Source organism: Jeotgalicoccus halotolerans, assembly GCF_003387165.1.
GTDB classification, from domain to species: Bacteria; Bacillota; Bacilli; order Staphylococcales; family Salinicoccaceae; genus Jeotgalicoccus; species Jeotgalicoccus halotolerans.
In genome coordinates this window covers 649,092-673,912 of the sequence record NZ_QUMW01000009.1, presented here as the reverse complement: position 1 = coordinate 673,912, position 24,821 = coordinate 649,092, and the positions used below count along the sequence as shown (strand labels likewise).

Sequence of the window (24,821 nt, the reverse complement as noted above, 5' to 3'; positions counted from 1 at the left end):
TGCAGTTTTCTTTTTTTTATAATTTAATAATACATAAATGCGGGGTAGAGAAATGGAACATAAATTAGATAAATTTTTGAGACATGTTAAAGAATTTGATGTCAGTCATTACGTATGGATTTATGAAAAGGGGAACAAACCTTTACTGCAGTCAGTACAGTCAATGAAAAAACTTGGAGAACTGAAAGATTATCAGAAACAGATTATGCGTGTACTGGCTCACAGAAAAGTGGGTAAGAAAGATTACTACTATTTGGAGTATGAGGGCAATGAACTTGGCTGGGCTGAATTAAAAACATCTATTGTTGTTTACTCAAAGCCGCGTGAACATGTAAGACTTGATCTTGATAAGTTCATGCAGGAACAGGACAAACAAATCTTCGTTGTAGCTAAAAATAACTTAAGTCTGTTAAAAGACCAGATGCTTGATTCCAGATTTATTATGATTAAAGACGGGATTGAATATGAGGCGCTGTTTAAAAAACATCGTCTGCAAGGCTGGTTCTCTTCGGATACGCTGGTGCGCTCTGAAAGAGCAAAAATTAATGTAACAGGCTATACCGATGACTTTAAATTATATGAATTTAATAACCTGACATCTGAAGTGCGTGTTGATGAAGCTAAAATATATCCGATTACTATTGTGCATATGTTCAGAGATATAAATCTGGCTAAAGTTAAAACGGGTATGGGGAATTACTGGACAGATATGAGCGAGCTGAAATATGACAAGGAAAGTCTTCCGGAATATGAACCTCAATACACATTTGATGAAACAGTCGTATACGATTTGATTCAGAATGTCTCAGAAGAACGTAAAATGACAAAAGCGCTCGTTGAACGTCTGAAAAGCCAGTTCAGAGACACGGATATTGAAATTGAACCTTCGAATACTGAAGAAGTAAACAACTTAATTGTTGATAAAGATATTGAATTGCTGCAGGAAGAACTGGCAGCTGAAAAAGAAAAACGTAAAAATATTGAGAACCGATATAAAAATCTTAAACAATCATTCTTCGGTAAACTTCAGACGAAATATTGGCAGATGAGAAAGTAGGTGGATTGTATTGACAGTAAATAATAACGAATCAGTATTACCTCACGTGAGCATTTCAGATAACTACTTATTAGGTCTCTACCAGCTGGCCAAATTCCATGATGTTGATACATACGGAGACCTTTTTAATAAAGATGTCTCGACGTCGACACAATACCATGATTTATCTCTGGAAGAATACTATAAGTTATTCAACGAACAAGGGAAACCGGAACTGATTGATAAAGTAGAAGAACTGTCTGACTTTGTAACAGAATCAAACGGTTCCCGTGTATTTAAGAAAATAGATTTAAACGTAGGTATTATTTGTGATGAATTTTTATATGAGGCCTATAAGGATGTTGTAAATCTGCATTATATCAACTACGACAAAGACAATATTGATATAGATTTTGATTTTGTTATCGTTGCAACAACCTGGAAAGGCATTGACGGCAGCTGGCAAAATGTTTCTAAAGACAAATCGGAAGAACGCCACCATCTGTATGAATTAATTCAGGAACTGCAGGATAGAAATATACCAGCTTTATTCTATTCAAAAGAGGATCCTGTCAACTATGACCAGTTTATAGAAATTGCGAAAAAATGTGATTATGTCTTTACTTCAGCAGAAGAAATTATTCCCCGCTATGTGGAAGCGGTCGGTCATGACAGAGTGTATAAGCTGGAGTTTGGAATCAACCCGCATAAACATAATCCAATCGGTATAAATGCATCTGAATTTAAAGAATATAAAGATGATGTAATATTTGCCGGCAGCTGGATGGTGAAATATCCAATAAGAAATCAGGAATCCGCAATGGCATTTGATGGCGTAATCAAGTCAGGAAAAGATTTAACGATTATTGACCGCAACTTAAAGCTGGAAAATAAAAGGTATCATTTCCCGCCCAAATATATGAAGTATCTTTCATATCCTTTACCGCATGACTTACTGATGAAAACACATAAAATCTATCGTAATGCGATTAACGTGAACTCGGTTAAATATTCAAATACAATGTTTGCAAACAGAGTGTATGAGCTTCAAGCGTTTGGTAATATCCTGCTGTCAAACTTCTCAGTCGGAGTGAACAGTAAATTCCCTCATGTCTTTATTTATAATTATAAAACGGATGTACCGCAGTTTTTAACTCATACTTCTGATAGAGCTATAAGAGAAATATCCTCTGCGGGTATCCGTCAGACGATGAATTATGAAACGACGTATCATAGAATTCAATATATGTACGGTATACTTGGACATGAATTGAATGTAGATAAGGCAAAAGTACTGGTTGTGCTGAAATCTGAAGATAAACAAGCAGATCGGATGGTTAAAGCTCAGTCTTACAAAAATATAGATTTCATTAATAAGGATGAACTGAACGATATCGGATTATCACCGTACCGTTTTGTAACTTATTTCGACAATGAAAAGTATTACTATGAAGAAAATTATATAGAAGAAATGGTCAGCGGATTTAAGTATGCAGACGTTGATTTTGTGACAAAAGATAAGACTAAAGAGAAATACAACTATACCGATAACTTCTCGGATATCGCTTTAACAATGTTTGATTTGAATATTTTACCAGATGCTAAGATAGAAACTGTAAAAGAAAAAGTCTTATCTGGTTTGAATATTGATGATACTGAAGTTGTTTTGCATGATGACCTTCCGTCTAAGAGCAGCAGGCAGCATAAACTTAGTGTTGTTGTACCGATTCATAATAACGGCAGATATCTTGAGAACAAATGTCTGCGCAGCTTAAAACGACAATCAGTATATGATGATATGGAAATTATTTTTGTAAATGATGGTTCAACTGATGAAGAAACAGTCAATATAGTAAACCGTTTAATCAGACGGAATCCGGATATTGTTTATTATGAATTTGAAAATGCATCAGGCAGTGCTTCAACACCGCGTAATAAGGGTGTGGAACTTGCATCAACAGAACTGCTCACTTTCCTTGATCCGGATAATGAAGCGACAGGAGACGGCTTTAGCAGACTTTTAGAAGAGATTGAAGCGGACGACAGTCTTGATATGGTAGTCGGCAATATGGTTAAGGAAGACCAGAATGAAAAGAGTATTTTCAACTATTATAAAACAGTTCAGCATTACAACTATAAGAGCAATCTGATTGATGATACAAAAGGCTTCCTGAAACGCTCGTTCTTAAAAGCACAGAGTATCCAGGCTATGATTGTACGTAAAAATATTATTGATGATAATAATATAAAAATGGTTGAAGGTGCTATCGGACAAGATACGATTTACTATCAGGAATTGCTGCTTCATTCTAATAAAGTAAAGGCCATTGATGAAGTGATTCATATGTATTACGGTGCTGTCGTTGATTCTGTAACGAATACAGTCGGCTTGTCCTTCTTTGAGAAATACTTGAAATTGGAAAAATACCGTATAAATTTCTTAACTGAAAATGATTTAATTAACGAGTATTTAGAAGATCGTTTTGAATACTACTTAATGAACTGGTATCTTCCGAGGCTGGAAAGAGTAGAGCAGTCTAACCAGAGAGAAGCAGCAGACAAATTGCTTGAAATATTCAATCTTTACAAAGAATATATCGGCGATAATTATGCACTTGTGGAAGAAAGAATTTTAGAATACAGAAAATAATGTTGCTCAGATAAGATCTTCTAAGAGAAACATCGTTTTGTAGGGGGAACAGCATGTTAGTTAATAATATTGAAACATCATATTCATATGTATTACTGCATCAATCCTTGCAGGGGGACAAAATTACAAAGAATTTGAAATGTACTATCGGTGAGTATGATTTACATTACAGCAATGACATGGATATTACAGTATTTGAAGACAATAACACTCAGCTGGCTGCTTTAGGTTATATGCTGGATATTCGTAATGGTGACTTAACAGACAAAGAAATTCTAAATGCTTTATCAGTATCTGATGATATTGAAAGAGAACTGGATTATATTAATGGCCGTTACGTGCTTATCGTTAATAAAGAAGGCAGTGTAACAGTTTATACTGATGCGAGTGCCCTGCTGCCGATTAACTATTTACAAAATGAGAAAGTAATTGCATCCCATGATATTCTGATTGAAGAAGTACTGAAACAGAATAATATAGAAGTTAAACTGTTAAGAGAAGAGCTGAAAGGTTCGTTCGATTTTACAAGATATGAAGGAATCTTTAAGTTCAATCCCAGTTTAAAATTAAATTTAAATACATGGGAATTTGAAAGATATTATCCTTATAATGAACTTGTGCCTAAGAGTATAGATATTGTTATTAAAGAATTAGAAATATATTTTGATGAAATGATTAAGTGGCTTAAGAATTTAAACAAAGAAATTATCCTGACATTAACTGGAGGATATGACTCACGTGTGTCCATGGCATTGACAAATTCTTTCAGTAAAAAAGTGGAGTATATTACGTACTTGCATCCGAATCTTGCGCGTTTAAGTGAACGGGCACAGGAAATTTACGATATTGATATGTATGTCACTAAAACTATTGGTACGAACTTAAATGTGAACCATACGATGGTGGATCTTGCTGATTATAATTTACAGGGAGAGGAAAGAGAAAATGCACTGCAAAATCTGCAGACTGCTCACTCATTCTCTTTAATCGACTATTTCCGCAACGAAAGAAAATTTAATAAGGCACTCCATATTAAATCTACAGTATACGGAATGGGGAAATCGGATTTCCCTTTAAAGAAAAACCATAACCCTGAAACGTATGAGGAAATGTCAGATTTTATACATGGTGTTTCAAAAGAAGCGGTTAAACTTCCCGATTACAATAAAATAGTTAAAAATTACTATAAACGTAATCTTCATAACGAAGGTGTGGGTAAGGGCAGGCATTACTTCGAAATCTTCCATCTGGAAAGCCGCATGGGAAATTGGCACAGTAATGTGACGCAGGAAACAGACCCTGAACTTTTGGATTTCATTTTTGTAAATACCCGGAGAATAATTGATCTTCTGCAATCTCCTTCTATTCAGGAACGTAAAGATAAGGTTCTTTATAAAACGCTGATAAAGCAATACTGGCCGGCACTTTTATTTATAGGAGTAAACGAAAAAACAATTAATGTCGACTATGATAAAATTGGATTAAACAACCAATATATTAATGGTTTGAAAGTGTATGAATTGAACAATCTGCAATTGGAACGAAATGAAGATAATGTATTAACGATTAAGCCAAATTCAGAGATTGTCGGTCCGCAAAATCAATATGTGTTTAAAGCGAAGAATAATACGCATGAACCAAAAAAATTGCATCTAAAGAGTTTTTTTAATAAAGAAAGCGGAAGAAAGTATATTAATGTTAAAATAATGAAACTTGATAATAAAACGTTTAAGAGTATTGATATCGTAGATTTATACGAAGGCTATGAGGTAACACTTGAACCTTTTCAGGAATTAATGATAAGAATAGATTACAATAATGTTTTTGACAAAGCATCCTGGCAGCAGGCGGGGCGTATTCAAATCAGCCACATATAATAATCAAAACGGAGGTTTGTGATGTTAAATAGTTTTGAAATATCACATGAAGTAAATGATGAGTACAGTTATAACTATAAATTGAATGACGATTTAGTAATCAGCTATAATCATAAAGATATCTTTAACAGTGTTAGTAAAAATGACGGTACAATCATCAGCTACGGTTACTGTTTTGATGTGAGAAATCCGGAAACTGATATTACGGCTACCTTAAATACACTCCTTAATAATCAGAATAATATTCTGGAGAATATAAAATATTTAAACGGGCATTTTATACTCCTGTTTAATCAAGGTGGCGAATGGAAGATGATTACAGATGCCGTGAGTATTACACCTGTATATTTCGATGCAGTAAAAGCACTGGTAACAGTTGATGATACAAATGAATTACCAACTTTAAACGGTGCATCAATCCTAAATCTTCAGAACTTTACTCTTTCACGGATAGATTTGGCTGTTAATAAGCTGTCTGATGAACGAATAGAAAGAACAATTCTTGATTTGGTAAGTAATCAGTATAAATATTTCTTAGACAAAGATTTAACGCTGAATTTCAGAAGAAATAAGATGAATAAAGCGATAATATCTATCCTCCGTCCAGTGTTGATGAATCAGACACTCAATTTAAGAGAGAATGATGATACTACACTTAAGATTGGAAACTGGATAGCACGTGAATATAAAATGGGTCTTTTAAATGAAGATATGGAACCTTCAACCACCTATTTAGCTAATACTCATTTAATGGACTACAAATTTTATATGAAGAAAAACGAATTAGCTGAAGATGAATTGGATGAATTTAATAACTTATATAATTTGGACAGCGAGTTCTTAAATGAACGTTCAGGTATTGAGTATAATCTGCTTAATAAACTGAATTACAGAAATGAACCAAAGCCGCAGCTAATCTATGATCCATTTAATGTGATGGCAATACAGGAGAGTATTTACCGTTTCAGTGATGCATCTAATTTTGATCCTCTCACAAGAGTTGTTAATATACTGCATCCGGCTATAGATTTTTATGATTTTGCAAATGGTGAAACCTTAATGCAAAAATATGCTAGGCTGAAGAAACAAAATTTGAAAATGTCTGAAGAGCTTAAAAAAGTTGTAGTTAATCAAGAATTCTTAAGCGAAGCCGAAGAAAAGGGAATAAGCGTATCTGAAAACCTGGATGGTAATATTCTTGAAAAAGGTATTACATTTTACCCAGCATCTCAGACGATAACTAAAGAAGTTATTTATGAAGTAACATATACTAAAAACAAGCCTGGAATGGTGCTTGTAGAATCTTATTTTAATAATCCTAAGAATGCTCATAGGATAAAAGTGGAATTGAATAATGATATGTTTAATATTGATGAATTTCTCAATGGTAAATTTATAAAAACCGATACAGATATAAATATTAAAATGCATTATGAGCGCAATTATGATGCTGCATCATGGCAAAAAGCAGGAAGAATTACTATTAAGGAGTTAACTTAATTTATAAAAATGTAGTAGGTGTGAAATTATGATTGAAAATGAGATTGAGAATTTTACAGACAATATTAATATTATTTTACCAGTAAACCAAATAAGAAATATTCCTTCTTTTGAGAGTTTTGAGAAGATTGAATTATCTGTGCTGTTACAAGACGAAGAGGATGTGGATTTACTAATTAAAAATATAGAAAAGATTTTAAAAGCTAAACACATTTCACTTCATATTAATCCAGAATTTTACTTTGAATATAATTGGGATTTTCTCAATAACTACTTTCTAATTAAGAATATAGAACATACAGAGAAAAAGATTGTAAAAAAGCTATTTTATATGCCTAAGATAAATAGTTCATTAATTAAAAACAATAACAGAATAATTAAAAAATTCTCAGAAAGAGATTGGAATGATTCATATAACTATAAGTTAATATATCTCATTACTGAAGCTAATAATATATTGAAAAAAATTGAAGTGAATAATTTAAAACATGTCAGAAAACAACGGGAAATCTCTGAACATATAGACAAAATAGAATCTTTATTAAAAGAAATTAGCAGGTGATAAATATGAACCTTACGCAAATCCAGAACAGATTTAATGAATCAAGAGATATAGTTTTAAAAGATGAATTTTTTGAAAAAGGGTTGTCTATAATTATTCCAGTATCTGGAGGAAGAGAATTTATAGACACATGCTTAGAAAGTTTAATGAATCAAAAGATAGTTGATGCAAAATATGAAGTAATAGTAGTTTTTAATGGTATCTTCTCAGAAACCATTAATCACTTATATGAAAATATTAATATATACTCAGACTTAAACCTGCTTATATTGATAAATGATGATTCAGGAGCTGGATCTGCAAGAAATATTGGAATCAAAAATGCAAGCTACAGCCATACTATATTTATTGATGTAGATGACTTTGTTTCTGATACATATATACAGTCTAATTATAATTATTTAAAAGATAATTGTTTGACGATATCACAAATTCACGATTATATTGATGGTGAAATCATTGAAGAAAATATTATTAATGAAGAATTATTAATGAATTTTGATAATCTAAAACTTAACTATTTTGATATAAAAAGAATTTTAACAATTACGGCTTGTAAGGCTATACCAACTAAATACTTAAAGTACAACAGCTTTAATCATAAACTTAGAAGCGGAGAAGATACAGTATTATTTACAGAACTTTTAATAACTCATCAACCAACTTTATGCTTAATACCAAAGAAGGAAAATTCCATATATTATAGAAATATCAGACCGGACTCTGTATCACGTCAACCCGACAGTTTTGATTTCTTAATTACTCAAAGACTAGATATATTGAAAATATTAGATCCGTTATTGGATATAATACATGATAATACTTTGAAAAGAGTAGTAACCCAAAAATATGATGCTCAGATAATGTTCATGAATCGTTTTTTAAAGAATAATATACCTGAACACCAACATATACTTACGTTAATTGAAAAATGTAAATTAAAGCATTTTAAATATTTTCTACTGAACCGTAACATTGCAAAAACTTTAGTAATTTCTTATTGTTTTGCTCCTTATAGTGATACAAGTGCATCAGTAGTGACTAAAAGAATAATTAATGAAAGTAAAATTGTAGATGTCATCTCTAACAATATGAAGGGTAAAAGAGGTATTGATAATACTGTACTCAATTTAGTTAATCCTTATTTAGGGAAAAACACAGTTGTAAATAAACCAGTTTCTTTTGCTGATTTTAGAATTTTAGAAGATTTTATTGATATTGCATTTCGTGAGTATCTCCTTAATAGTGACAGATATGAACAAATATATACTAGAGCAATGTTTCCAATATCTCATATACCTGGGATGTTTATTAAAAAGATTGATCCTAACATATTTTGGAAAGCAGAATTCTCAGATCCTCTGCTTATAGATATTGAAAGTAGAGAAAGAAAACATACGATTCATAACAAAAACTTTATTAATGTATTGAAAAATGGAATTCTTGGTGAGTTCACAGAATATGTTGATGATAATCTATTTAATCTGGTGGAAATTATTCCATTCGCTTTAGCTGATGAACTCGTATTTACAAATGAGAATCAGATGAAATATATGATTCAGCGGTTCCCAGATGAATTGAAAAAATTCATTGAGAATAAAGCAACAATTTCAAAACATCCAACTCTGAATTTCAAATATTACAACATTAAAAACAACCAGCTCAAACTTGATAAAACTAAAATAAATATAGCATATTTTGGTAATTTTTATAGTAATCGTAGCGTAGATGAATTTATTAAAGTTTCTAAAAGTTTAAGGGAGCAAAGTATGATGGAATATGAATTCTATATATTTACTAACCCCCAGCACATCAATGAAAACCAACTAAATAATCTAAAGAAAATAAATCTTAATTTGCTTAATACAGTAGATTATTTAGAGTTCTTAAATTTAAGCACTAGATTTGATGCTTTAATAGTATTTGATACAAAGACAAATATGAATAAGCCATATAATCCTTATTTACCTTCTAAAATTAGTGATTATATCGGATCTAAAAATACAATAATTTCGATAAATGAAAAAGATAGTCCTCTAGATAAAATAAAAAATGAAAATATTTTTAAATTTTACTATGATGATTGTGAATTTTATCAGGTTGAAGAGCTAACGAAACACTTACTTCGAAAGAAAGAGATTATTATTATGCACGGTGAAAAATTTTCGACAATCAGAACACCAGAGTATGAATTAGAGTATAATAATGATTTGAAATACTCTGGAGGATTGAACCAGTGGAGTCACAAAATAAAAGAGTCACCGATAAGCTTTGAGAAGGATTATAGAATCAATTTGAAAAATCTAAGTGAGAAAGATTTACGTATCAATATCCAAACTGATTATGATAAGAAAGAAATTATAAACTTACATATAGGAATTGAAAATGAATTTGTGATTAAAGATATAGAAAATTATAATCGAGGAGAAGAAGTTATCATACCATCGAATAAAAACTTAGATATGGAGTGGCAGTTTTCTAAAGAATTTAAAAATTCTTCTTTCTTAAGGGCAAGTACAGTAAAGATATCTATACTTAAATAACTCAAAGATATGTTATTTAATTATTGTTAAATATATCTATAAAAATGGAGTGTTTAAATGAGAATTAAATTTATAAATGTTATAAAAAGGCCTGGATACATTAATGTAGATTATGAATATGGAGAAATCAAACATTATATCGAATTTGAATTAACTGATCCAATAATTGTTAGAGATGATTTAATTGCATACAGTTTGGCCTGTTTATGCGGAAGAAAATACGATTCAATTTTTATGGATTTAAAAGTATCTTTAAGAACAAAAGCTACTATAGAAAAACATACTGGAGCCAAGTTAAAATGTCATATAGATTTAAATGAATATACTATTAACAAATCTTTTGATAATGAGACATTGAATTTTAGTGGTGGATTTGATAGTTTAGCTGCATTGGCATTTTTACCTCGAAACTCTTCTCTAGTAGCAATGGATTTTGGTGGAGATTTCAATAGGGAAATGAGTATTATAAAGAAATTTAATAGTCATATTGTAAAAACAAACATTATCGAAACAGATTTCAGAAGAAATTCTTGGTTGTTTATGGTGATTGGCTCTATTTTATATAAGGACTACTTGAATTCAGATTTTAATGTTTTCGGATCTGTCATGTTATCAGCAGTTTTAAGTGATTCGAGATTTATTAAAAATGCATCAACACCTTTGTTGATTGAAGGTGCTGGGATGTCGTCAATACCTTATACTTTAGGTCTTACAGAGATAGGAGCATTAAGGATTGCTGCACACTATTTCCCTGAACATATTAATGAGTCTTTGATATCTTTAGCTTCTGAAGGAAGTGAAAAGCGATATAGAAAACAGCTCTACTTAGAAATTGAAAACGAAAGATTTAATAGTAATATCGAGATAACTAATCCGGTAAAACCATTGAAAAATCCGCATTTTAAATGGGGTGATGTATTTCAAGCAGATCATTTAGCCTTATATATTTTGAAATTTAAAGGTTATGAGGTAGCCTCTACAATGGTTTCTGATATTCCAGGAGATGCTGAGCACCTGCTAGAAAATATGTCCCTTGACTTTTTTACTAAATACCACCCTGATAACGTCCATAATATACCTGAGAATCAAAGAGAACGGTTCTTCAAAGTGTTAGAGGGTGCTACTGTCTCGGTATATAGTACTGAAGATTTAGACGAGTATGAGACAATAAAAAATTATTTATCAAATTGGTATGAAGTGAGATAAGAAATAGAGTCTTTTTAATAAGGCTCTATTTCTAGTATTTTAAGTAATATTAGGTGATTAATTTTATAAAATATCTAAATTACTATGATATAACATAGTATTGTTCAATCAATGTGACAACATTAAAATATCTTTTTTAAGTAAATAAATTTAGATCTAAATAGTATAATCTTTCAGGACCACTCGGACCATTTTCTTTGGTAGCAATATGTATGAATCCAGTTTTCTCATATAGATTTAAAGCAACTTTATTAATGTCATCTACAACTAGATATAAATCACTGATATCTTTTATATGATTTTTTAATATCTCTGGAAGCTGTTTAAATAGTGCTCTTCCATAACCATTACCCTGATGTTTTGAATCTATATTTACTGCTCTGATGAAAGTAGCATCAAAAGGAGTAGAGAAACCTAGATGGTGATAATGTCTATGTATTAAAAAAAATCCAATGATTTCATTTTTTTTATTTTCGACAACAAATGGGAAACAATTTTCACTTTCTAAGTTTTCGCTAATAATCTTAATAGGTGATGTTGTAAAATCTTTTTGATAGTTAAATACTTTGAAATTTATAATTTTATTATAATCTGAGGGATTATATAAACGTACATTCAGCTTAACCATGCCATCCTCCTTAATCAATATAATTTAAAATGTATGATGAGTATAACATACTAAATACTGTATAGTATTTAGAATATTGTAGTTTAATTTAAATTTTCTTGATATAGTTCTTTTTGTTAAAATAGGTTAAACAACCCACAATTATATACGTAACTATATTTCCAATGGTGTTTGGTAATTCAAAAATTTTCAAAGTATATGATTTTTTATGAAGCGATTGAGTATTTAAATACCTGCTTGATTTTATTGAAGTCCATTGCTTAGGTTAGTTCTTTTCATAATAAACAATTAGATTGTTCATTCAACTGATATAAAATGTCGCGCCTAATAGTGTTAAGATTAATTATATCGGAAGTATTAAACAAATTGCCTAAATTGGTACATTTTCTTGTAATTCAATGGTAAGAAAGATGGTAGAGATGATACATTTTTTGGCCGTAATTAACTGACAAGACCATCTAAACCAAAAGCGCTTAACTCGCTTTTTGCAAACTAAGATTAAAGATGTAATTATACATCAAATATATTTTACTTAGAGTCTATTGTAAAAAGTATATACTCCCTATAATAGAATATTTTATTATTTTTAATTAGGGATTTAAAAAGTTATAAAATAAATAGAGAAGTTGTCCTTTGATATGTACACTAGAGACATAAATGGTATTATAAAAATTAAAGTAATTATAGAAAATACTTTATAAAAGAAAATTTTAATGAGGAGTAAGGCATGAAGTATAGCAAAGAACGTGAGAAAGTTGATGCATATTTTAATAATCAATTAATTGTTAGAAAAGGTTTTGAACCAATTAATATTACTAATGGAATAGACTGGAATTATCAGCATTCTGATAATGCTAATACCTATCAAACATATTTACATAGCTTAAGTATCGTCGAAGCATTAGTTATTATTTCAAAATATGATAGTAATGAAAATCTACAAAAATACGCAAGAGATATTATTTTAGATTGGAATAAAACCGATCACACTAAAGGTAAGAATCATGCTTGGAAAGAACATCCTGTATCTTCAAGATTAAACTATATTATAGATTTTCAAAATTTGGCGGAGAAATACAAAATAGCTGAAAAAACTTTTAACAAAATGATAATTGAACACTGCGAGTTTCTATTTAATGAACGTAATTATAAATTTAATAATCATGGATTAATGATGGATTATTCATTATTAAATGCATCAAGTTATATCGTAGACAAAGAAAAGAAAACTAAATACATAGATAAAGCTTTATACAGAGTTCGTTACGCTTTAAGAAGAGATTTTACTAGGCGAGGTGTTCATCTAGAAAATTCCCCAGAGTACCATAGAATGGTTCTTTCCATTTTTAAAAAAATTGAAAATAAGCTTAAAGAGTTAAGAATACCTATCGGTAAAGAGGAAAAATCTATTCTTAATCTGGCACAGGAATTCAAAAATTATATGATTCAACCAAATCTTGTATATCCTATTATTGGAGACACTGGACATATAAATGATACTAAAATCAAAAAGAATTATAAAAATTTTTATGATACTGAATCAGGTATAGGAATATTTAATAATTTTAACAAGAATAATCCGAAAGAGAGTACTATGCTGACTTTCAAAAGTGGTTATTTCAGTAAAACTCATAAACATTACGATGATTTATCAATAACATTATTTATGAGCGGACAAGAATTACTATCCGACTCTGGAAAATACAGTTACGCAAGTAAAGATCCAATTCGGCAACATATTATATCCCCTCAAGCGCATAATACAATAGGTATTCCGGGGAAAAAATATAAATTGATTGATCCAATTAATGAACAATCTCAACTTAAATTAACAGGATATCGTACAAATAAGGACTATATCTTCAGTTCGGGTATTAATAGGTTATATGAAGGAGTCAATTTAATACGTTATAATATTCTTACAAAAGATGATCTTTATATTGTTGCAGATAGAATGGTGAGTAAGAATAACGAGAATGTGCAGCAAAATTTTAATATTAATGAAAATGCTACAATTAGTAGAATAGATAATTTGACATATGAAATATCTTTAGGGCAGGAAGAATTTATAATTAAAACTTTTGAAAGATTTAATACTTCGATTACGAGTAGTATAGAGAAAGGATACATTTCAAGAAAATTTAACAATTATATTGAAAATTCTAGAATTACTTTTAATCAGCAAACTGACAATGCGACTTTTATTACAGCTATCTTTAATAAAAAAAATATCGATAACATAGGAGATATTAAACTGCATAATAACCAGATTATATTTAATCAAAATAATAAAGAAATCAGAGTAGATTTATAAAAAAATATACTGACTTTTAATAATCAACTCAGAATGGAGTTAAAGATGGATTTCGATATTCTCAAAAAAATCATGTCTGATCATTTAATTAACCTTCATATTAATCAATATGATAACGGAGTTAACGGCACTTTAAAATTAGCAGAAAATCATATAAAATCGTTACCTGAATGTACATCTGAGAGAATGAGCAGTTCGGAAATAAAATTTTACTACAAAAATAAATTATTTGGAAGTATGAACGGTCAAATTCCATCAACCAGCGATAAAAAAGGTATCAGACTGTGTAAAGACAAGATGAAAACAGAGAATCTTTTATCTACTAATGAGATTAGCACTACAGAGTCAATATTACTGGAAGAAAAAGATTACGATAAAGGCTTGGAAATAGCTAAAAAAAGCCAAAGACCACTCGTACTCAAACCGTTAAATATGTATGGTGGAAGAGGTATTACTTTAGATGTTGATGAATCAAACTTTGAATTTGCATGGAATAATGCCAAAAAAGAATATGATGAAACAACAAAGATATTTAAAGTATTATTACAACCTATATTGAGTGGTGTTGAAACGAGAATGCTGGTTGTTGAAAACAAATTTAATTCAGCTATTCTAAGAGTTCCAGCAAATATTGTAGGAGACGGTTTACATACAGTTAATGAACTTATTAATAAGAAAAATACTGCCAGAATGATGAATCCGCATTTAAAAAGACTTCCTATTAAAATATCAGATGTTGTCAAACATAATCTTGAACAACTGGGAAAAACCCTGAATAGTATTCTCGAAAAAGACGAAATTGTTTTCCTTCATAATTCATCTAATATCTCTTTAGGTGGAGATAGCTATGAAATTAGTCATTTAGTCGGTGACTCGCTAAAAAAATTGGCTGAAGATACTATTAAAGTTATTCCTGGAATTAGTACCGCCGGTGTGGATATTATGTTTGAGTCTTTTAATGATAGCAGTGCAAGTGTGTTAGAAGTAAATCCAGGAGCTAACCTGCGCATGCACCATTATCCACTTAAAGGAGAACCGAAAACTCCTGTAAATGATTTAATTGATCTATTACTTAAAGATTTTAAAAATAAATTAAATAAATAATTTATTAATATAAGGGTGTGAAATACATGCTTAGTAGTGATGTAAAATATATTTTCTCAAACATTTCTAATAATAAGAAGAATGTATACAAGAGAATACCAACGCTAAATACAATGCGGCAATATGTAAATATAACTAAAAGATTAGGTTTTAATTATGAAGAAGGATTAGGCCGTGGAAATCAAAAAGCTGTTACTTTAAAAAGAATAGACGGTACAATTATTGGAGAATTAAAAGATATGAAATATCCTAATAACTCTCGAGAATCTATGAAGTTAGTTAAAGATAAAATAGCAGCAGAAAAATTATTGAGATTATCTGGTATATATACTACTAATTCTACTGTATATAATGAGAATGATTTGAGTAAGGCAAAAGAAGAATTTTACTCATCTAAAAGTGATCGATTAGCTGTTATAAAACCAATAAATATGTCTGGCGGTCTCGGAGTTAATGTAAGGATTAATGAAAATGATTTTGATTATTTTTGGAATGATACAGTAAATATAATAAAGGGAACGAGTAACCGAGAAGTGAACTTAATGGTTCAAGATTATATTGAAGGATTTGAAGCCAGAGCAGTAGTTATTGAAGGTAAACTGATTTCAATAGTTGCACGAATACCTGCCTATGTTGTCGGCAATGGAAAAAACTCTATAAAAAATTTAGTTCAAATTAAGAATAGAAAGCGACAAAAATGTGCCCATTTAAGAAAGAGGCCTATAGTATTAGATGAAAAAAAAGAGAAATTCTTAAACTATAATGATTTAAACTTTAAAAGTATACCTAACAAAGGTGAATTTGTATTGTTATCTTCTCTATCTAATATTAGTAATGGTGGAGAAATGGTTGATATTACAGATGATGTCTGCGATGAAATTAAAAGTTCAGCAGTAAAATCAATAGCAGCAATTCCTGGGTTGTATTCTGGGGGCGTAGATTTAATAATGAAAACATTTGAAGATAAGGAACCGAGAGTGATTGAAATAAATGCGTGGCCTATGCTGCAGTCTACACTCTATCCGACATATGGAAAACAGTATGCCCCTCAAGAGTACTTCTTAAAATCTTTTTATGCGGTAGATCAATTTAAAAATTCACCAAAACAAATTTATGATATAGAAAATCATAATGATTATGTACGTAATTTAATGATATTCCAACAAATGAAAAATGAAATACATAAACAGCAAATTTTAAATAATCTAGAAAAATTATAATAGAATATTAAAAGATCTCCCCTTCATTATTTGAGCACACTATAGAAAGTGAAAGAATGAAGGGGAGATTTTTATTTTGCTATGTCTATGAATTTTAGTTGTCTTTTAGAAAAATCAATAAAGTTTTTTAAATATTCATCTGCATTTTCAATATAATATTGGTTATCTTCATTATTATTAATCTGATGTTGAGCAATGACAGATTCTACGAGTACCTTAGCAGGATTTGAAGGTTTGCCGTAGGTCGGGTATTTTGTTAATGAAATAACAGGGAAAGTATTTATTTCAATAACATGAGGTTCTGGATCATCAAAAGATCTTAACACTAAGTCTAAACCTCCCGAATACAAGCCTGGAATTGAAGCAAGAACATCAAGAGCAAATTCTTTGATATTATCTGATACTTTATCAGTAATATTAATTAATTCACCACCTCCAGCAATATTGGAAACAGAACTTAATAATACACGTTCATTTTTTTTAGGAATATAGTCTAAACTTAAATTATTTGATTTGAGAAATTCTTTAATCTTACTGGTAATATTAATTGGATATTTCTTTAAGTAACCACATGATTTTCGTGTTCTATTTTTAATAACAATTAATTCTTGTATAGTATTACGACCATTGCCTTCAACATAAGGAGGTATTCTTGCGATTAACGCCACCAGTGTTCCTTGAAGGATAGTTGCTCTAACCTCAAAGCCTTTCAGAAAGTTCTGCACTATAAATCTTAAATCATTACCATGGCGGAGTTCAGTGACAGTTAAATCTTCTTTACTTAATTTCCAGTTTTCATTAAATCTTTCTTTGGATACATTAACGAAAACTCCTCTGCCTAAGCTTGATTTTAGAGGTTTAATGACTACTCTTTCATTTATATCATCTATAAAATATTCAGATTTAGCTTTTTCAACTTCATCATAGGAATAAACACGTGATTTTGTTGTGTTTAAACCACATTTATGTAGATGGTTTTCAGCTCTGAATTTATCTCTTGTAAGATTTAAAGCAAATTCAGTTCCATTAGGGTAAAGTGGATAATGAAATGCATCAATAAGCTTACCCTCTTTTGTTAAAATACTTATAAGTTTTTTTGATGCATTAATAGTTTCAATACTATGATTAAAACCACTGCGTTTCAAATATGTAATATAACTACTATTAGAGCCCACATTTACACTTTTATATTTATTTTTTGAAACATCTTTAAATTGATCCAACAAATAATTTAAATCATTTACATCCAATTAGTATCACTCCTTCAATAGATAATATAATAATAACATAGTCTTAATTTAATAAATATTGTGTTTAAAATTTTTCACTTTCATTAAATAGTTTAACATGAAGAAAAAACATCTATCCAAGAACAGATAACTTAATGAAACAGATAAAAATATAATTATGTATTATAAAGTAGATATCTATAATTTTTATAGTAAAATAACGAGTGTGAGGTGAAAATAACATGGAGAATTTTACAAAGTATTCAAAAGAATTATTGGCTGGAGATGTTTTTGTACATACATCAATTGGATATGTAAAAAAAGACGTTGATTTTTGGAATAATAATTTAAATAATAAAACATATCAAATTTACGTACATTCTTTATCTTTTTTAAGTTATTTAACAAAAGAGTATATCAGAACTAAAAATAAAGAGTATTTAATTGAAGGTGAGAAGTTATTAAGCAGATGGATTGCTTCTAAACATCAAAGTAAATTTATCATGCATGAACAACCTGTATCTGCACGTGTAAATAATATTTTACTTTTTTCTCAATATCAATACCCTAATGTTATACCCGGAAATATAATCGATATTATTGAAAAACATATTATTTTCTTATTAGACGAAAAAAATTATAAAAAGAATAATCACGGTATCATGATGGATACTGCTCTATCAAGAACTTTAAAATACATACCTAATCAATTGAAATTTCTTGAAAAGGATATTATTAATAAAGTAGTAAACAGATCCCAAGAGGCAATAGATAGAGATTTTAGTTCGCAGTATTTACATTTAGAGAACTCTCCTGATTATCATCGATTAACTATTAGATGGTTATTTTCTATTGAAGAAAACTTAAATATAGTACAACATACCTTAGGCGAAAAATATTTAGAAAAGCTAAATAGTGCTTCGAATTTAGAAGGAATCATAGCCATGCCAAATTTACGATATCCTATAAATGGTGATAGTAGTGATGGTACTTTCAAAGGCATTAAAATCTATGATGATTTTATAGATAAAGAAGCCGGTCGAGTAGTTTTTCAAAATGAAAATAGAAAATCTCAACTTACTTTTATATCTGGTTACGGAAGTAAAGGTCATAAACATTATGATGATTTGAGTTTTATTTTCTATGTTGATAAACAGATTTTGTTAAACGATTCTGGTAAATATAATTATGTTAAAAAAGATAAAATAAGACAACATATGATATCCCCATTAGCTCACAATAGCTTATCTTTATATCGAAAAAACTATTTACTTTCCAATCTGGAGAAAGATCAAGAAAGAATATACATAGATGATTACTTTATTGGAGAGGATTATAAAATTGTGAAGGGAGTTAATAATGGTTATGCTGATACCAGTTTAATACGATATGTAGTTATATTAGACGATGATACATTGATTATATTTGATAAATTTGATTCTCAAAACCAGAATACAATTGCAGTAAATTTTAATTTAGGATTAGGTGTTAAAGCTAAAATGCTCTCAAGAGGACAGTTTTTAGTTGAAGGTATTGAAAATTATATACTTCAATCGCATTATGGTAAATATACCAGTATTATTTTAAATGACTCAGAGATAACACCTTGTAAAATTTCAAATAGATTTAACACTTTTGAATCTAATCAGAGAATACTCTATAGACAAAAAACTAAAAAAGGATTTTTCCTAACTACTCTTTCTAAAGAGAAAAATGAAATAAAAATTCTTAACTTTGATGAGAAAAATTTAGTAATAAATAACAACAACAAAATTTATAAAATCTCTTTTTAATTATATTTTTTTCAAAATACTAACATATAAAATAGCATAATTTATTGATAACTTAGATTATGCTATTATTTATAAAAAATACTGCTCAATTACATAACCTATACTTAAGATAGTGTTATTTCTAAGGCGAAATAGTTTTGAGGAGGAATATATATGCACTCTAAGCAAGTTAAATTTTCTATTTTTATAGCATTGATTATATTACTGAGTGCATGCAATGGAGAAAATAATTCAAATGATAATTTAATTAATAAAGTAAATATTATAGAAGATCGCTGGGTTAACTACAAAGGTACTTCAGAAAATAATAAGGCAATGATACAGTCGCAGTTCATTCCGTATAATCCAGAAAAAGATTATGAGGTAAGCAGTGACACTTATGTATCTTATTTCAATGGTGAAGAGTTTATCAAAACAGAGCTCTATGAAGATACACCTGAGATTATTAGTGCAGTGGAAGAGGCTGATGGTGTAATACTCAGCTTTAATAAAAGCAATAGAAACGGCATGCAGCTCGTTGAAATTGAATAATATCAAATGCGGAGGCAACAATGAATATTAAAATTGCAATTCCTTTACTTGTTATTCTTGCTCTTACATTTATAGCAATTTTAATAGAAAGCTTTATACCTGGAGAGTCTGATACACCTGAAGACAGCGATGTGATTGTGATTCTCGGCGGCGGAGATCAGGGCCGTGTAGAGAAGGCTGCTGATTTATACCAGTCAGGCTATGCCGGAAAGGTGCTGATTACCCCGGCAGGGGACAGATATAATGCTGAAGAGCTTACATCTATTGTTCGCCATTACGGTGTAGAAGAGGACGATGTGATCGTTGATACGGAATCTACCAGCACATATTCAAACGCAGAAAGAACTCTAGAAATTATGGACGATAATCATTTCGACTCTGCAATGATTGTCACTAGTGATTACCATCTTAAACGGGCAAAACTAGCGTTCGAACGGCTCAATGATAATGACAAGACCTTTAACTATATTTCCGCTTCAAATCTTGAAGGTAAAAAAGGACTCGACAGAGAAGACACTTTTTCCCACTGGATTAGCGAGTTTGTAAAAATATGGGGCTACCGCTTCGGCTTATATAATCTCTTTGGTTAACAGTGAGACAGCCAGCAATATTATGCTATTATTTAACTGTTACTTACTTTAAACAGAAAAGGGGACCATCAATGAAACCAAATTGTCTTTTATGAGTTTACTCGTGGGAATTATGCTTTTATCAGCGTGCAGCGGCGGTTCAGATGATAATCTGATGGATATGGGATCGCTCACTGAAGGCAGCTGGATGGGCTACAATGGCGAAGCTGTTGAAAATGAAGAAATGATGACTACTGATTTTATTGAATACGATCCATCCAATACTTATGAGATTAACCGTTCAAGCTACGTATCTTATTTTAACGGGGAAGATTTCATTGAAACGATTCAATACAGCGGAGAGCCGCCGATGACACTGGATACTGTAGAAGAAGCCGATCGTATTATGGTAAGTTTCAATCAGTATAATGAAGATTCTATTAATTTAAAAACTGCAGAATAACAGAAAGCCGTGAGAGGATATCTCACGGTTTTTATTTACATTAATTTTACTCATCTAAAGCTGTATCTAAATACTGGCCTGTTACACTGCAGGTAACAATACAGATGAGGTGAGTACTGTTATGTCTTATGAAAATAAAACACTAATTGTCTACCTTGACGGTGATTACCGCCGCTTTAAAGCAGTCGCAGATCTTTATCAGAAATTTGATTACGGCAAGGCGCATATCCTGATTACGTCATTTAATGATGATAACGAACTCCGCGGGACGAAAGACCTTTTAAACTCCAGCTACGACTATATAGACGAGCGTCATATCCTCACAGAATACTTCTCAACGACCACCTACAACAACGCAGTAGAAATTCAGCAGATACTATCCAGATTACATTACAGTCACGTTATCATCGTTACGAGTCAATACCATATTTTCCGCACCAGAATGATTTTTAATAAGGTGTTTAACGGAAGCAGGAACTTAAAATTTATAGGGGTAAATCATCAAACAACACTGCTCGAATATTCTTCTGAAGCGGTGAAGTTAGTATTGTATCTGCTGCGGAATTACAAGTTTTTTACTAAAGATAAACTGCTTTATAATAAGAGCAGATACAGAAGAGTATCCCGGTTAAGATATCAGTAATAAAAATCAGCAGGAGCATCAAATTTTAACCCTCTGTATGTTAAACTGTTAATAATGACATAAAGAATAGGGGATTACATGAAAAGCTATAAAGAAACTAAAGAAGAATTATTGAACCAGACAGACTATAGAAACTTTACATACAGAATGACCCGTCTGCCGGAGATGATTGAAGCACAGTCCAAAAATCTGGATGATATTTTAGCTCAATTCAAAGAAGAAGGTTTCAATCACTTATCTGTAGTGAAACTCTGCCGCGCTTTCGTCAGAATCGATTTAATCAGGTTATCGCTTATGCAAAGTACTCATGGCGTCCTGAGCGAAGATAAGAAAGTGCAGTATCCTTCAGAATTTGAAGTGCTTGAAAGATTTACTCTGGAAAAAACGGATCAGGACTTTTATCCTTTAGATTTTCCTAAGGAACTTGAAGACAAGAACCAGGAAATCCGCGCTCAGCTGATTCAGCTGACGAAAGAACTCGAACCGCTGCTGCGTCTTGTCGAGCAGAACACAGGCGATATGAACGAGACACTTAAAGTTGTCATCACACAGTTGCAGGCTAGCAACAACCATGTGCTCAGCAAGATTTACGATGATGTATTCTATACGACGGTATTGGACTACAACATCGATAATGCCTTTGAAACAGCATGGAAAAACAATTTAATTCAGTCACCGCTGGTATCATTCTACTCGGTATTCACACTGTCATTTTACGATGATATGTTTAAAGATCAGCTGGTGTAAGCCAAAAGCCGAAGCATCCGCTTCGGCTTTTATTTATTTACTTCAACCTGTTTCCCGAGAACTAGTATCTCATACAGATTAAGTAATTTCTGATTTAACTTATCCGCATCGAAAAATTGACTGGCAATTTTGTAAGAGAATTCACCGAGCGGTCTTATTCTTTCCCTGTTGTCGATTAAGTAATCGAGATCTCTTTCCACACTGCCAAGCTCATAGACTGCGAATTTAAAACCTGTACCCCCAAAATTGTTATATATACCAAACTGCCAGTTATCGTGTTTAATCAGTCCTATATAATTTTTACTGCCCGCCGCAATAACCGGTTTGCCGGAAGCCATACCTTCTATGGCAGAACGTCCCGGAGCAATAATCAGATCACATTCGAGATAGGCATCTCTCAGATTTTTGTCCGTCAGCCATCCTTTAAATATTATTGAGTGTCCAGTGTCTGATAACATCTCTTCAGACAACCTCATAAACTCTTCTTTTTGTGTGCCGTCCCCAATCATATGGATATTGATTTTTATATCTTGCTTTTTTTTAAGATGATTCACCGCAAGCAGCAGAATATCCATTATAAACTGCTTATCATCATCGAGCCGGGTCACAAAGCCGACGTTCAGTTCTTTCTTATTTTTATCGTGATAGACAGGTTCGGTAAACAAGCTGCTGTCGTAGCCGTTTGGTATTACATAATAGCGGTCATGCAGCCTCTTTAAACGGCTCTGCAGATTTAATTTAATTCCTTCTGATACAGTAACAATCGCATCGAGCTTCCCGGCATGCTTATTTAAATCATCATGCCACATCCCATGATAAGTCTCGACAAGCGGAATATCATTTTCCCAGCCATATTTAAGAGCCGGATATTTCGACAGTCCTGGATGGAAGTGGATTAAATCGAACTTTACATTCATATTTTCCAGTTGTTCGATACATGTTTTAACTGCGGTAACACCAGCTCCGAATTCTGCGAGGATAGTATGGATGCCTTGTGCTCGCAGTCTCTCTTCTAATGGTCCCGGTTTAAGCAAGACGTAAACTTCACAGCCCTGTTTTTTCATATAGAGCGCACTGGAATATACATTCTCGTGCAGGCCACCCATCGGCGCATGGAAGTGAACGATAAATAAGAGATTCATTTTTACCCTCCAGATTTCGTCTTATTTTAATTAAACTATAAATAAGGGTATATATAAAGCAATCCATGCATGAGTATTTAATTTTTAATTGGGTATTTATCTATTAGAAAATACTTTACTGAAAGTGAGTGATTCCTATGGTAACATGTCAAAATTGCGGTGAAGAAGTACTGGAAGGGACAAGAGTTTGTCCAAATTGCGGAGAGTTCATCCGCGATGATGAGAATTTCACAGATGCTAACGGTCTGATTCAGGAAAGAGCACCTGAAGAGGAGTTCTTAAACGGTCCCGGCAAAGATAATAAGATGGAAGATATGCCGGAAGAGAATTATCCTGAAGACGAGTTAAATAAACAGCAGAAAAAAGAGCGCAGTGATTTCGGCCGTGCGGATGAAGACTAAAGCTTGCTTCCCGGTGCTGCCGGGAAGTTTTTTTGATGCTGAAATGACTAGATATCTTTGATAAGGGTATTTGTCTAAGAACATAAACTGAAAAGAGGTTTACATTATGGATGCATGTCAAAATTGCGGTGCGAAACTCACCGAAGAGACCGCTATCTGTCCGAATTGCGGAGCGTATACTTACGGCGGAGAACAAGCTGAAGATGTCGAAGACAGGATAGAGAACGTGGCAGTGGAAGAAGAGATTCTCGACGGTCCTGTGTCGTACAATGAACCGATAGAAAACCTTCCTGATGAAACATATCTGGATGACGAGGTGGAGGACTTAGAACTTGAAGCGGAACGCAGAAAGTTCGGCAAGTCGACTGAATAGAAAATTAAGTACTATCAAACTCTGGAGCGTGTGCTGAAGAAACATATGCTTCAGATATTTTTATCTGGAGTTATTTGAATTTTTTAGTCAGTTATATATAATGAAGCACATCTATAAATACGATGGGAAGGAGAAAGTGAGATGATTGAAAGTTTAAACCTGCTTATGCTGAACAATGCACCAGCCCCGAGCATCAACTGGATAATGGTTCTTGCAGGCGTTTTGCTGCTGGGTTTAAGTCTTTTTATATTCTTTAAACAAAAGAAATAACTAACAATCTATTAAATGAT

At 31.4% G+C, this 24,821-nt stretch carries 22 protein-coding genes; 19 read left to right on the top strand and 3 right to left on the bottom strand.

Translation table 11 applies throughout. The features are described 5' to 3' along the window. The first annotated feature begins 52 nt into the window (after nucleotides 1–52). The 7 genes from DFR63_RS04595 to DFR63_RS04565 are packed head-to-tail and all read left to right on the top strand — an operon-like array spanning nucleotide 53 to nucleotide 11,374. Nucleotides 53–1,057 carry an SH3-like domain-containing protein gene (locus DFR63_RS04595; protein WP_162842278.1) on the top strand — a complete coding sequence of 335 codons (1,005 nt, stop codon included), beginning with the start codon at nucleotides 53–55 and terminating at the stop codon, nucleotides 1,055–1,057. A gap of 10 nt (nucleotides 1,058–1,067) precedes the next feature. Then, nucleotides 1,068–3,686, top strand: a complete 2,619-nt coding sequence (locus DFR63_RS04590; protein ID WP_115884650.1) for a glycosyltransferase — start codon at nucleotides 1,068–1,070, stop codon at nucleotides 3,684–3,686. 53 nt (nucleotides 3,687–3,739) lie between these two features. Beyond that, a complete protein-coding gene (locus tag DFR63_RS04585; RefSeq protein WP_115884647.1) occupies nucleotides 3,740–5,563 on the top strand; it encodes a hypothetical protein in 1,824 nt (607 codons plus the stop codon). Between the two features lie 21 nt (nucleotides 5,564–5,584). Then, nucleotides 5,585–7,063 carry a hypothetical protein gene (locus DFR63_RS04580; protein ID WP_115884644.1) on the top strand — a complete coding sequence of 493 codons (1,479 nt, stop codon included), beginning with the start codon at nucleotides 5,585–5,587 and terminating at the stop codon, nucleotides 7,061–7,063. A 28-nt stretch (nucleotides 7,064–7,091) separates the two neighbouring features. Next, a complete protein-coding gene (locus DFR63_RS04575) occupies nucleotides 7,092–7,625 on the top strand; it encodes a hypothetical protein (RefSeq protein WP_115884641.1) in 534 nt (177 codons plus the stop codon). 5 nt (nucleotides 7,626–7,630) lie between these two features. Next, nucleotides 7,631–10,168, top strand: a complete 2,538-nt coding sequence (locus DFR63_RS04570; RefSeq protein WP_115884638.1) for a glycosyltransferase — start codon at nucleotides 7,631–7,633, stop codon at nucleotides 10,166–10,168. A 57-nt stretch (nucleotides 10,169–10,225) separates the two neighbouring features. Continuing rightward, entirely contained in the window at nucleotides 10,226–11,374 is a 1,149-nt protein-coding gene (locus DFR63_RS04565; protein WP_115884635.1) for a hypothetical protein, read from the top strand. 136 nt (nucleotides 11,375–11,510) lie between these two features. Here the strand turns inward: DFR63_RS04565 and DFR63_RS04560 are convergent, their stop codons facing one another. Next, complete coding sequence (locus DFR63_RS04560; protein WP_115884632.1) at nucleotides 11,511–12,002, bottom strand: GNAT family N-acetyltransferase; 492 nt, start codon at nucleotides 12,000–12,002, stop codon at nucleotides 11,511–11,513. Nucleotides 12,003–12,729: 727 nt separating this feature from the next. Here DFR63_RS04560 and DFR63_RS04555 point away from each other — a divergent pair. Genes DFR63_RS04555 through DFR63_RS04545 form a run of 3 tightly spaced genes read left to right on the top strand, consistent with a single transcriptional unit; the run spans nucleotide 12,730 to nucleotide 16,640 of the window. Continuing rightward, complete coding sequence (locus tag DFR63_RS04555; RefSeq protein ID WP_115884629.1) at nucleotides 12,730–14,316, top strand: heparinase II/III domain-containing protein; 1,587 nt, start codon at nucleotides 12,730–12,732, stop codon at nucleotides 14,314–14,316. Nucleotides 14,317–14,361: 45 nt separating this feature from the next. Then, complete coding sequence (locus DFR63_RS04550; protein WP_162842277.1) at nucleotides 14,362–15,420, top strand: ATP-grasp domain-containing protein; 1,059 nt, start codon at nucleotides 14,362–14,364, stop codon at nucleotides 15,418–15,420. A gap of 26 nt (nucleotides 15,421–15,446) precedes the next feature. Beyond that, nucleotides 15,447–16,640, top strand: a complete 1,194-nt coding sequence (locus DFR63_RS04545) for an ATP-grasp domain-containing protein (RefSeq protein ID WP_115884623.1) — start codon at nucleotides 15,447–15,449, stop codon at nucleotides 16,638–16,640. A gap of 71 nt (nucleotides 16,641–16,711) precedes the next feature. Here the strand turns inward: DFR63_RS04545 and DFR63_RS04540 are convergent, their stop codons facing one another. Continuing rightward, nucleotides 16,712–17,890, bottom strand: a complete 1,179-nt coding sequence (locus DFR63_RS04540; RefSeq protein WP_115884621.1) for a hypothetical protein — start codon at nucleotides 17,888–17,890, stop codon at nucleotides 16,712–16,714. 221 nt (nucleotides 17,891–18,111) lie between these two features. Between DFR63_RS04540 and DFR63_RS04535 the strand changes: the two genes are divergently transcribed. The 6 genes from DFR63_RS04535 (at nucleotide 18,112) to DFR63_RS04510 (ending at nucleotide 22,615) form a co-directional block, all read left to right on the top strand. Then, the gene (locus tag DFR63_RS04535; RefSeq protein WP_115884618.1) at nucleotides 18,112–19,662 is read left to right on the top strand and encodes a heparinase II/III domain-containing protein; all 1,551 of its coding nucleotides are present in this window, start codon (nucleotides 18,112–18,114) and stop codon (nucleotides 19,660–19,662) included. A gap of 153 nt (nucleotides 19,663–19,815) precedes the next feature. Continuing rightward, nucleotides 19,816–20,193: a hypothetical protein gene (locus tag DFR63_RS04530; RefSeq protein ID WP_115884615.1), complete on the top strand. Its 378-nt coding sequence runs from the start codon at nucleotides 19,816–19,818 to the stop codon at nucleotides 20,191–20,193. A gap of 20 nt (nucleotides 20,194–20,213) precedes the next feature. Continuing rightward, on the top strand, nucleotides 20,214–20,783 hold the full coding sequence (locus DFR63_RS04525; RefSeq protein ID WP_115884612.1) for a YdcF family protein: 570 nt from the start codon (nucleotides 20,214–20,216) through the stop codon (nucleotides 20,781–20,783). Nucleotides 20,784–20,886: 103 nt separating this feature from the next. Further along, nucleotides 20,887–21,225 carry a hypothetical protein gene (locus tag DFR63_RS04520; RefSeq protein WP_162842276.1) on the top strand — a complete coding sequence of 113 codons (339 nt, stop codon included), beginning with the start codon at nucleotides 20,887–20,889 and terminating at the stop codon, nucleotides 21,223–21,225. A 121-nt stretch (nucleotides 21,226–21,346) separates the two neighbouring features. Then, nucleotides 21,347–21,868 (top strand): YdcF family protein, encoded by a 522-nt coding sequence (locus DFR63_RS04515; RefSeq protein WP_115884607.1) that lies wholly within the window; start codon nucleotides 21,347–21,349, stop codon nucleotides 21,866–21,868. A 78-nt stretch (nucleotides 21,869–21,946) separates the two neighbouring features. Next, on the top strand, nucleotides 21,947–22,615 hold the full coding sequence (locus tag DFR63_RS04510) for a hypothetical protein (protein ID WP_115884604.1): 669 nt from the start codon (nucleotides 21,947–21,949) through the stop codon (nucleotides 22,613–22,615). 29 nt (nucleotides 22,616–22,644) lie between these two features. Here DFR63_RS04510 and DFR63_RS04505 read toward each other — a convergent pair whose 3' ends face one another. Beyond that, nucleotides 22,645–23,757, bottom strand: coding sequence for a glycosyltransferase family 4 protein (locus tag DFR63_RS04505; RefSeq protein ID WP_115884602.1), 1,113 nt, complete (start codon nucleotides 23,755–23,757; stop codon nucleotides 22,645–22,647). Nucleotides 23,758–23,894: 137 nt separating this feature from the next. Between DFR63_RS04505 and DFR63_RS04500 the strand changes: the two genes are divergently transcribed. From DFR63_RS04500 to DFR63_RS04490, 3 genes are all read left to right on the top strand, one after another. Then, nucleotides 23,895–24,158 carry a zinc-ribbon domain-containing protein gene (locus DFR63_RS04500; protein WP_115884599.1) on the top strand — a complete coding sequence of 88 codons (264 nt, stop codon included), beginning with the start codon at nucleotides 23,895–23,897 and terminating at the stop codon, nucleotides 24,156–24,158. Between the two features lie 106 nt (nucleotides 24,159–24,264). Continuing rightward, nucleotides 24,265–24,531, top strand: a complete 267-nt coding sequence (locus DFR63_RS04495; RefSeq protein ID WP_115884597.1) for a zinc-ribbon domain-containing protein — start codon at nucleotides 24,265–24,267, stop codon at nucleotides 24,529–24,531. Nucleotides 24,532–24,672: 141 nt separating this feature from the next. Further along, nucleotides 24,673–24,801 carry an LPXTG cell wall anchor domain-containing protein gene (locus DFR63_RS04490; protein ID WP_115884594.1) on the top strand — a complete coding sequence of 43 codons (129 nt, stop codon included), beginning with the start codon at nucleotides 24,673–24,675 and terminating at the stop codon, nucleotides 24,799–24,801. Nucleotides 24,802–24,821: the final 20 nt, after the last annotated feature.

Bases quoted from the DNA above. Each gene is read 5' to 3' on its own strand.
- DFR63_RS04595 (WP_162842278.1), top strand. From the start codon at position 53: ATGGAACATAAATTAGATAAATTTTTGAGACATGTTAAAGAATTTGAT.
- DFR63_RS04585 (WP_115884647.1), top strand. From the start codon at position 3,740: ATGTTAGTTAATAATATTGAAACATCATATTCATATGTATTACTGCAT.
- DFR63_RS04580 (WP_115884644.1), top strand. From the start codon at position 5,585: ATGTTAAATAGTTTTGAAATATCACATGAAGTAAATGATGAGTACAGT.
- DFR63_RS04575 (WP_115884641.1), top strand. From the start codon at position 7,092: ATGATTGAAAATGAGATTGAGAATTTTACAGACAATATTAATATTATT.
- DFR63_RS04570 (WP_115884638.1), top strand. From the start codon at position 7,631: ATGAACCTTACGCAAATCCAGAACAGATTTAATGAATCAAGAGATATA.
- DFR63_RS04565 (WP_115884635.1), top strand. From the start codon at position 10,226: ATGAGAATTAAATTTATAAATGTTATAAAAAGGCCTGGATACATTAAT.
- DFR63_RS04560 (WP_115884632.1), bottom strand. From the start codon at position 12,002: ATGGTTAAGCTGAATGTACGTTTATATAATCCCTCAGATTATAATAAA.
- DFR63_RS04555 (WP_115884629.1), top strand. From the start codon at position 12,730: ATGAAGTATAGCAAAGAACGTGAGAAAGTTGATGCATATTTTAATAAT.
- DFR63_RS04550 (WP_162842277.1), top strand. From the start codon at position 14,362: ATGGATTTCGATATTCTCAAAAAAATCATGTCTGATCATTTAATTAAC.
- DFR63_RS04545 (WP_115884623.1), top strand. From the start codon at position 15,447: ATGCTTAGTAGTGATGTAAAATATATTTTCTCAAACATTTCTAATAAT.
- DFR63_RS04535 (WP_115884618.1), top strand. From the start codon at position 18,112: ATGGAGAATTTTACAAAGTATTCAAAAGAATTATTGGCTGGAGATGTT.
- DFR63_RS04530 (WP_115884615.1), top strand. From the start codon at position 19,816: ATGCACTCTAAGCAAGTTAAATTTTCTATTTTTATAGCATTGATTATA.
- DFR63_RS04525 (WP_115884612.1), top strand. From the start codon at position 20,214: ATGAATATTAAAATTGCAATTCCTTTACTTGTTATTCTTGCTCTTACA.
- DFR63_RS04515 (WP_115884607.1), top strand. From the start codon at position 21,347: ATGTCTTATGAAAATAAAACACTAATTGTCTACCTTGACGGTGATTAC.
- DFR63_RS04510 (WP_115884604.1), top strand. From the start codon at position 21,947: ATGAAAAGCTATAAAGAAACTAAAGAAGAATTATTGAACCAGACAGAC.
- DFR63_RS04505 (WP_115884602.1), bottom strand. From the start codon at position 23,757: ATGAATCTCTTATTTATCGTTCACTTCCATGCGCCGATGGGTGGCCTG.
- DFR63_RS04500 (WP_115884599.1), top strand. From the start codon at position 23,895: ATGGTAACATGTCAAAATTGCGGTGAAGAAGTACTGGAAGGGACAAGA.
- DFR63_RS04495 (WP_115884597.1), top strand. From the start codon at position 24,265: ATGGATGCATGTCAAAATTGCGGTGCGAAACTCACCGAAGAGACCGCT.
- DFR63_RS04490 (WP_115884594.1), top strand. From the start codon at position 24,673: ATGATTGAAAGTTTAAACCTGCTTATGCTGAACAATGCACCAGCCCCG.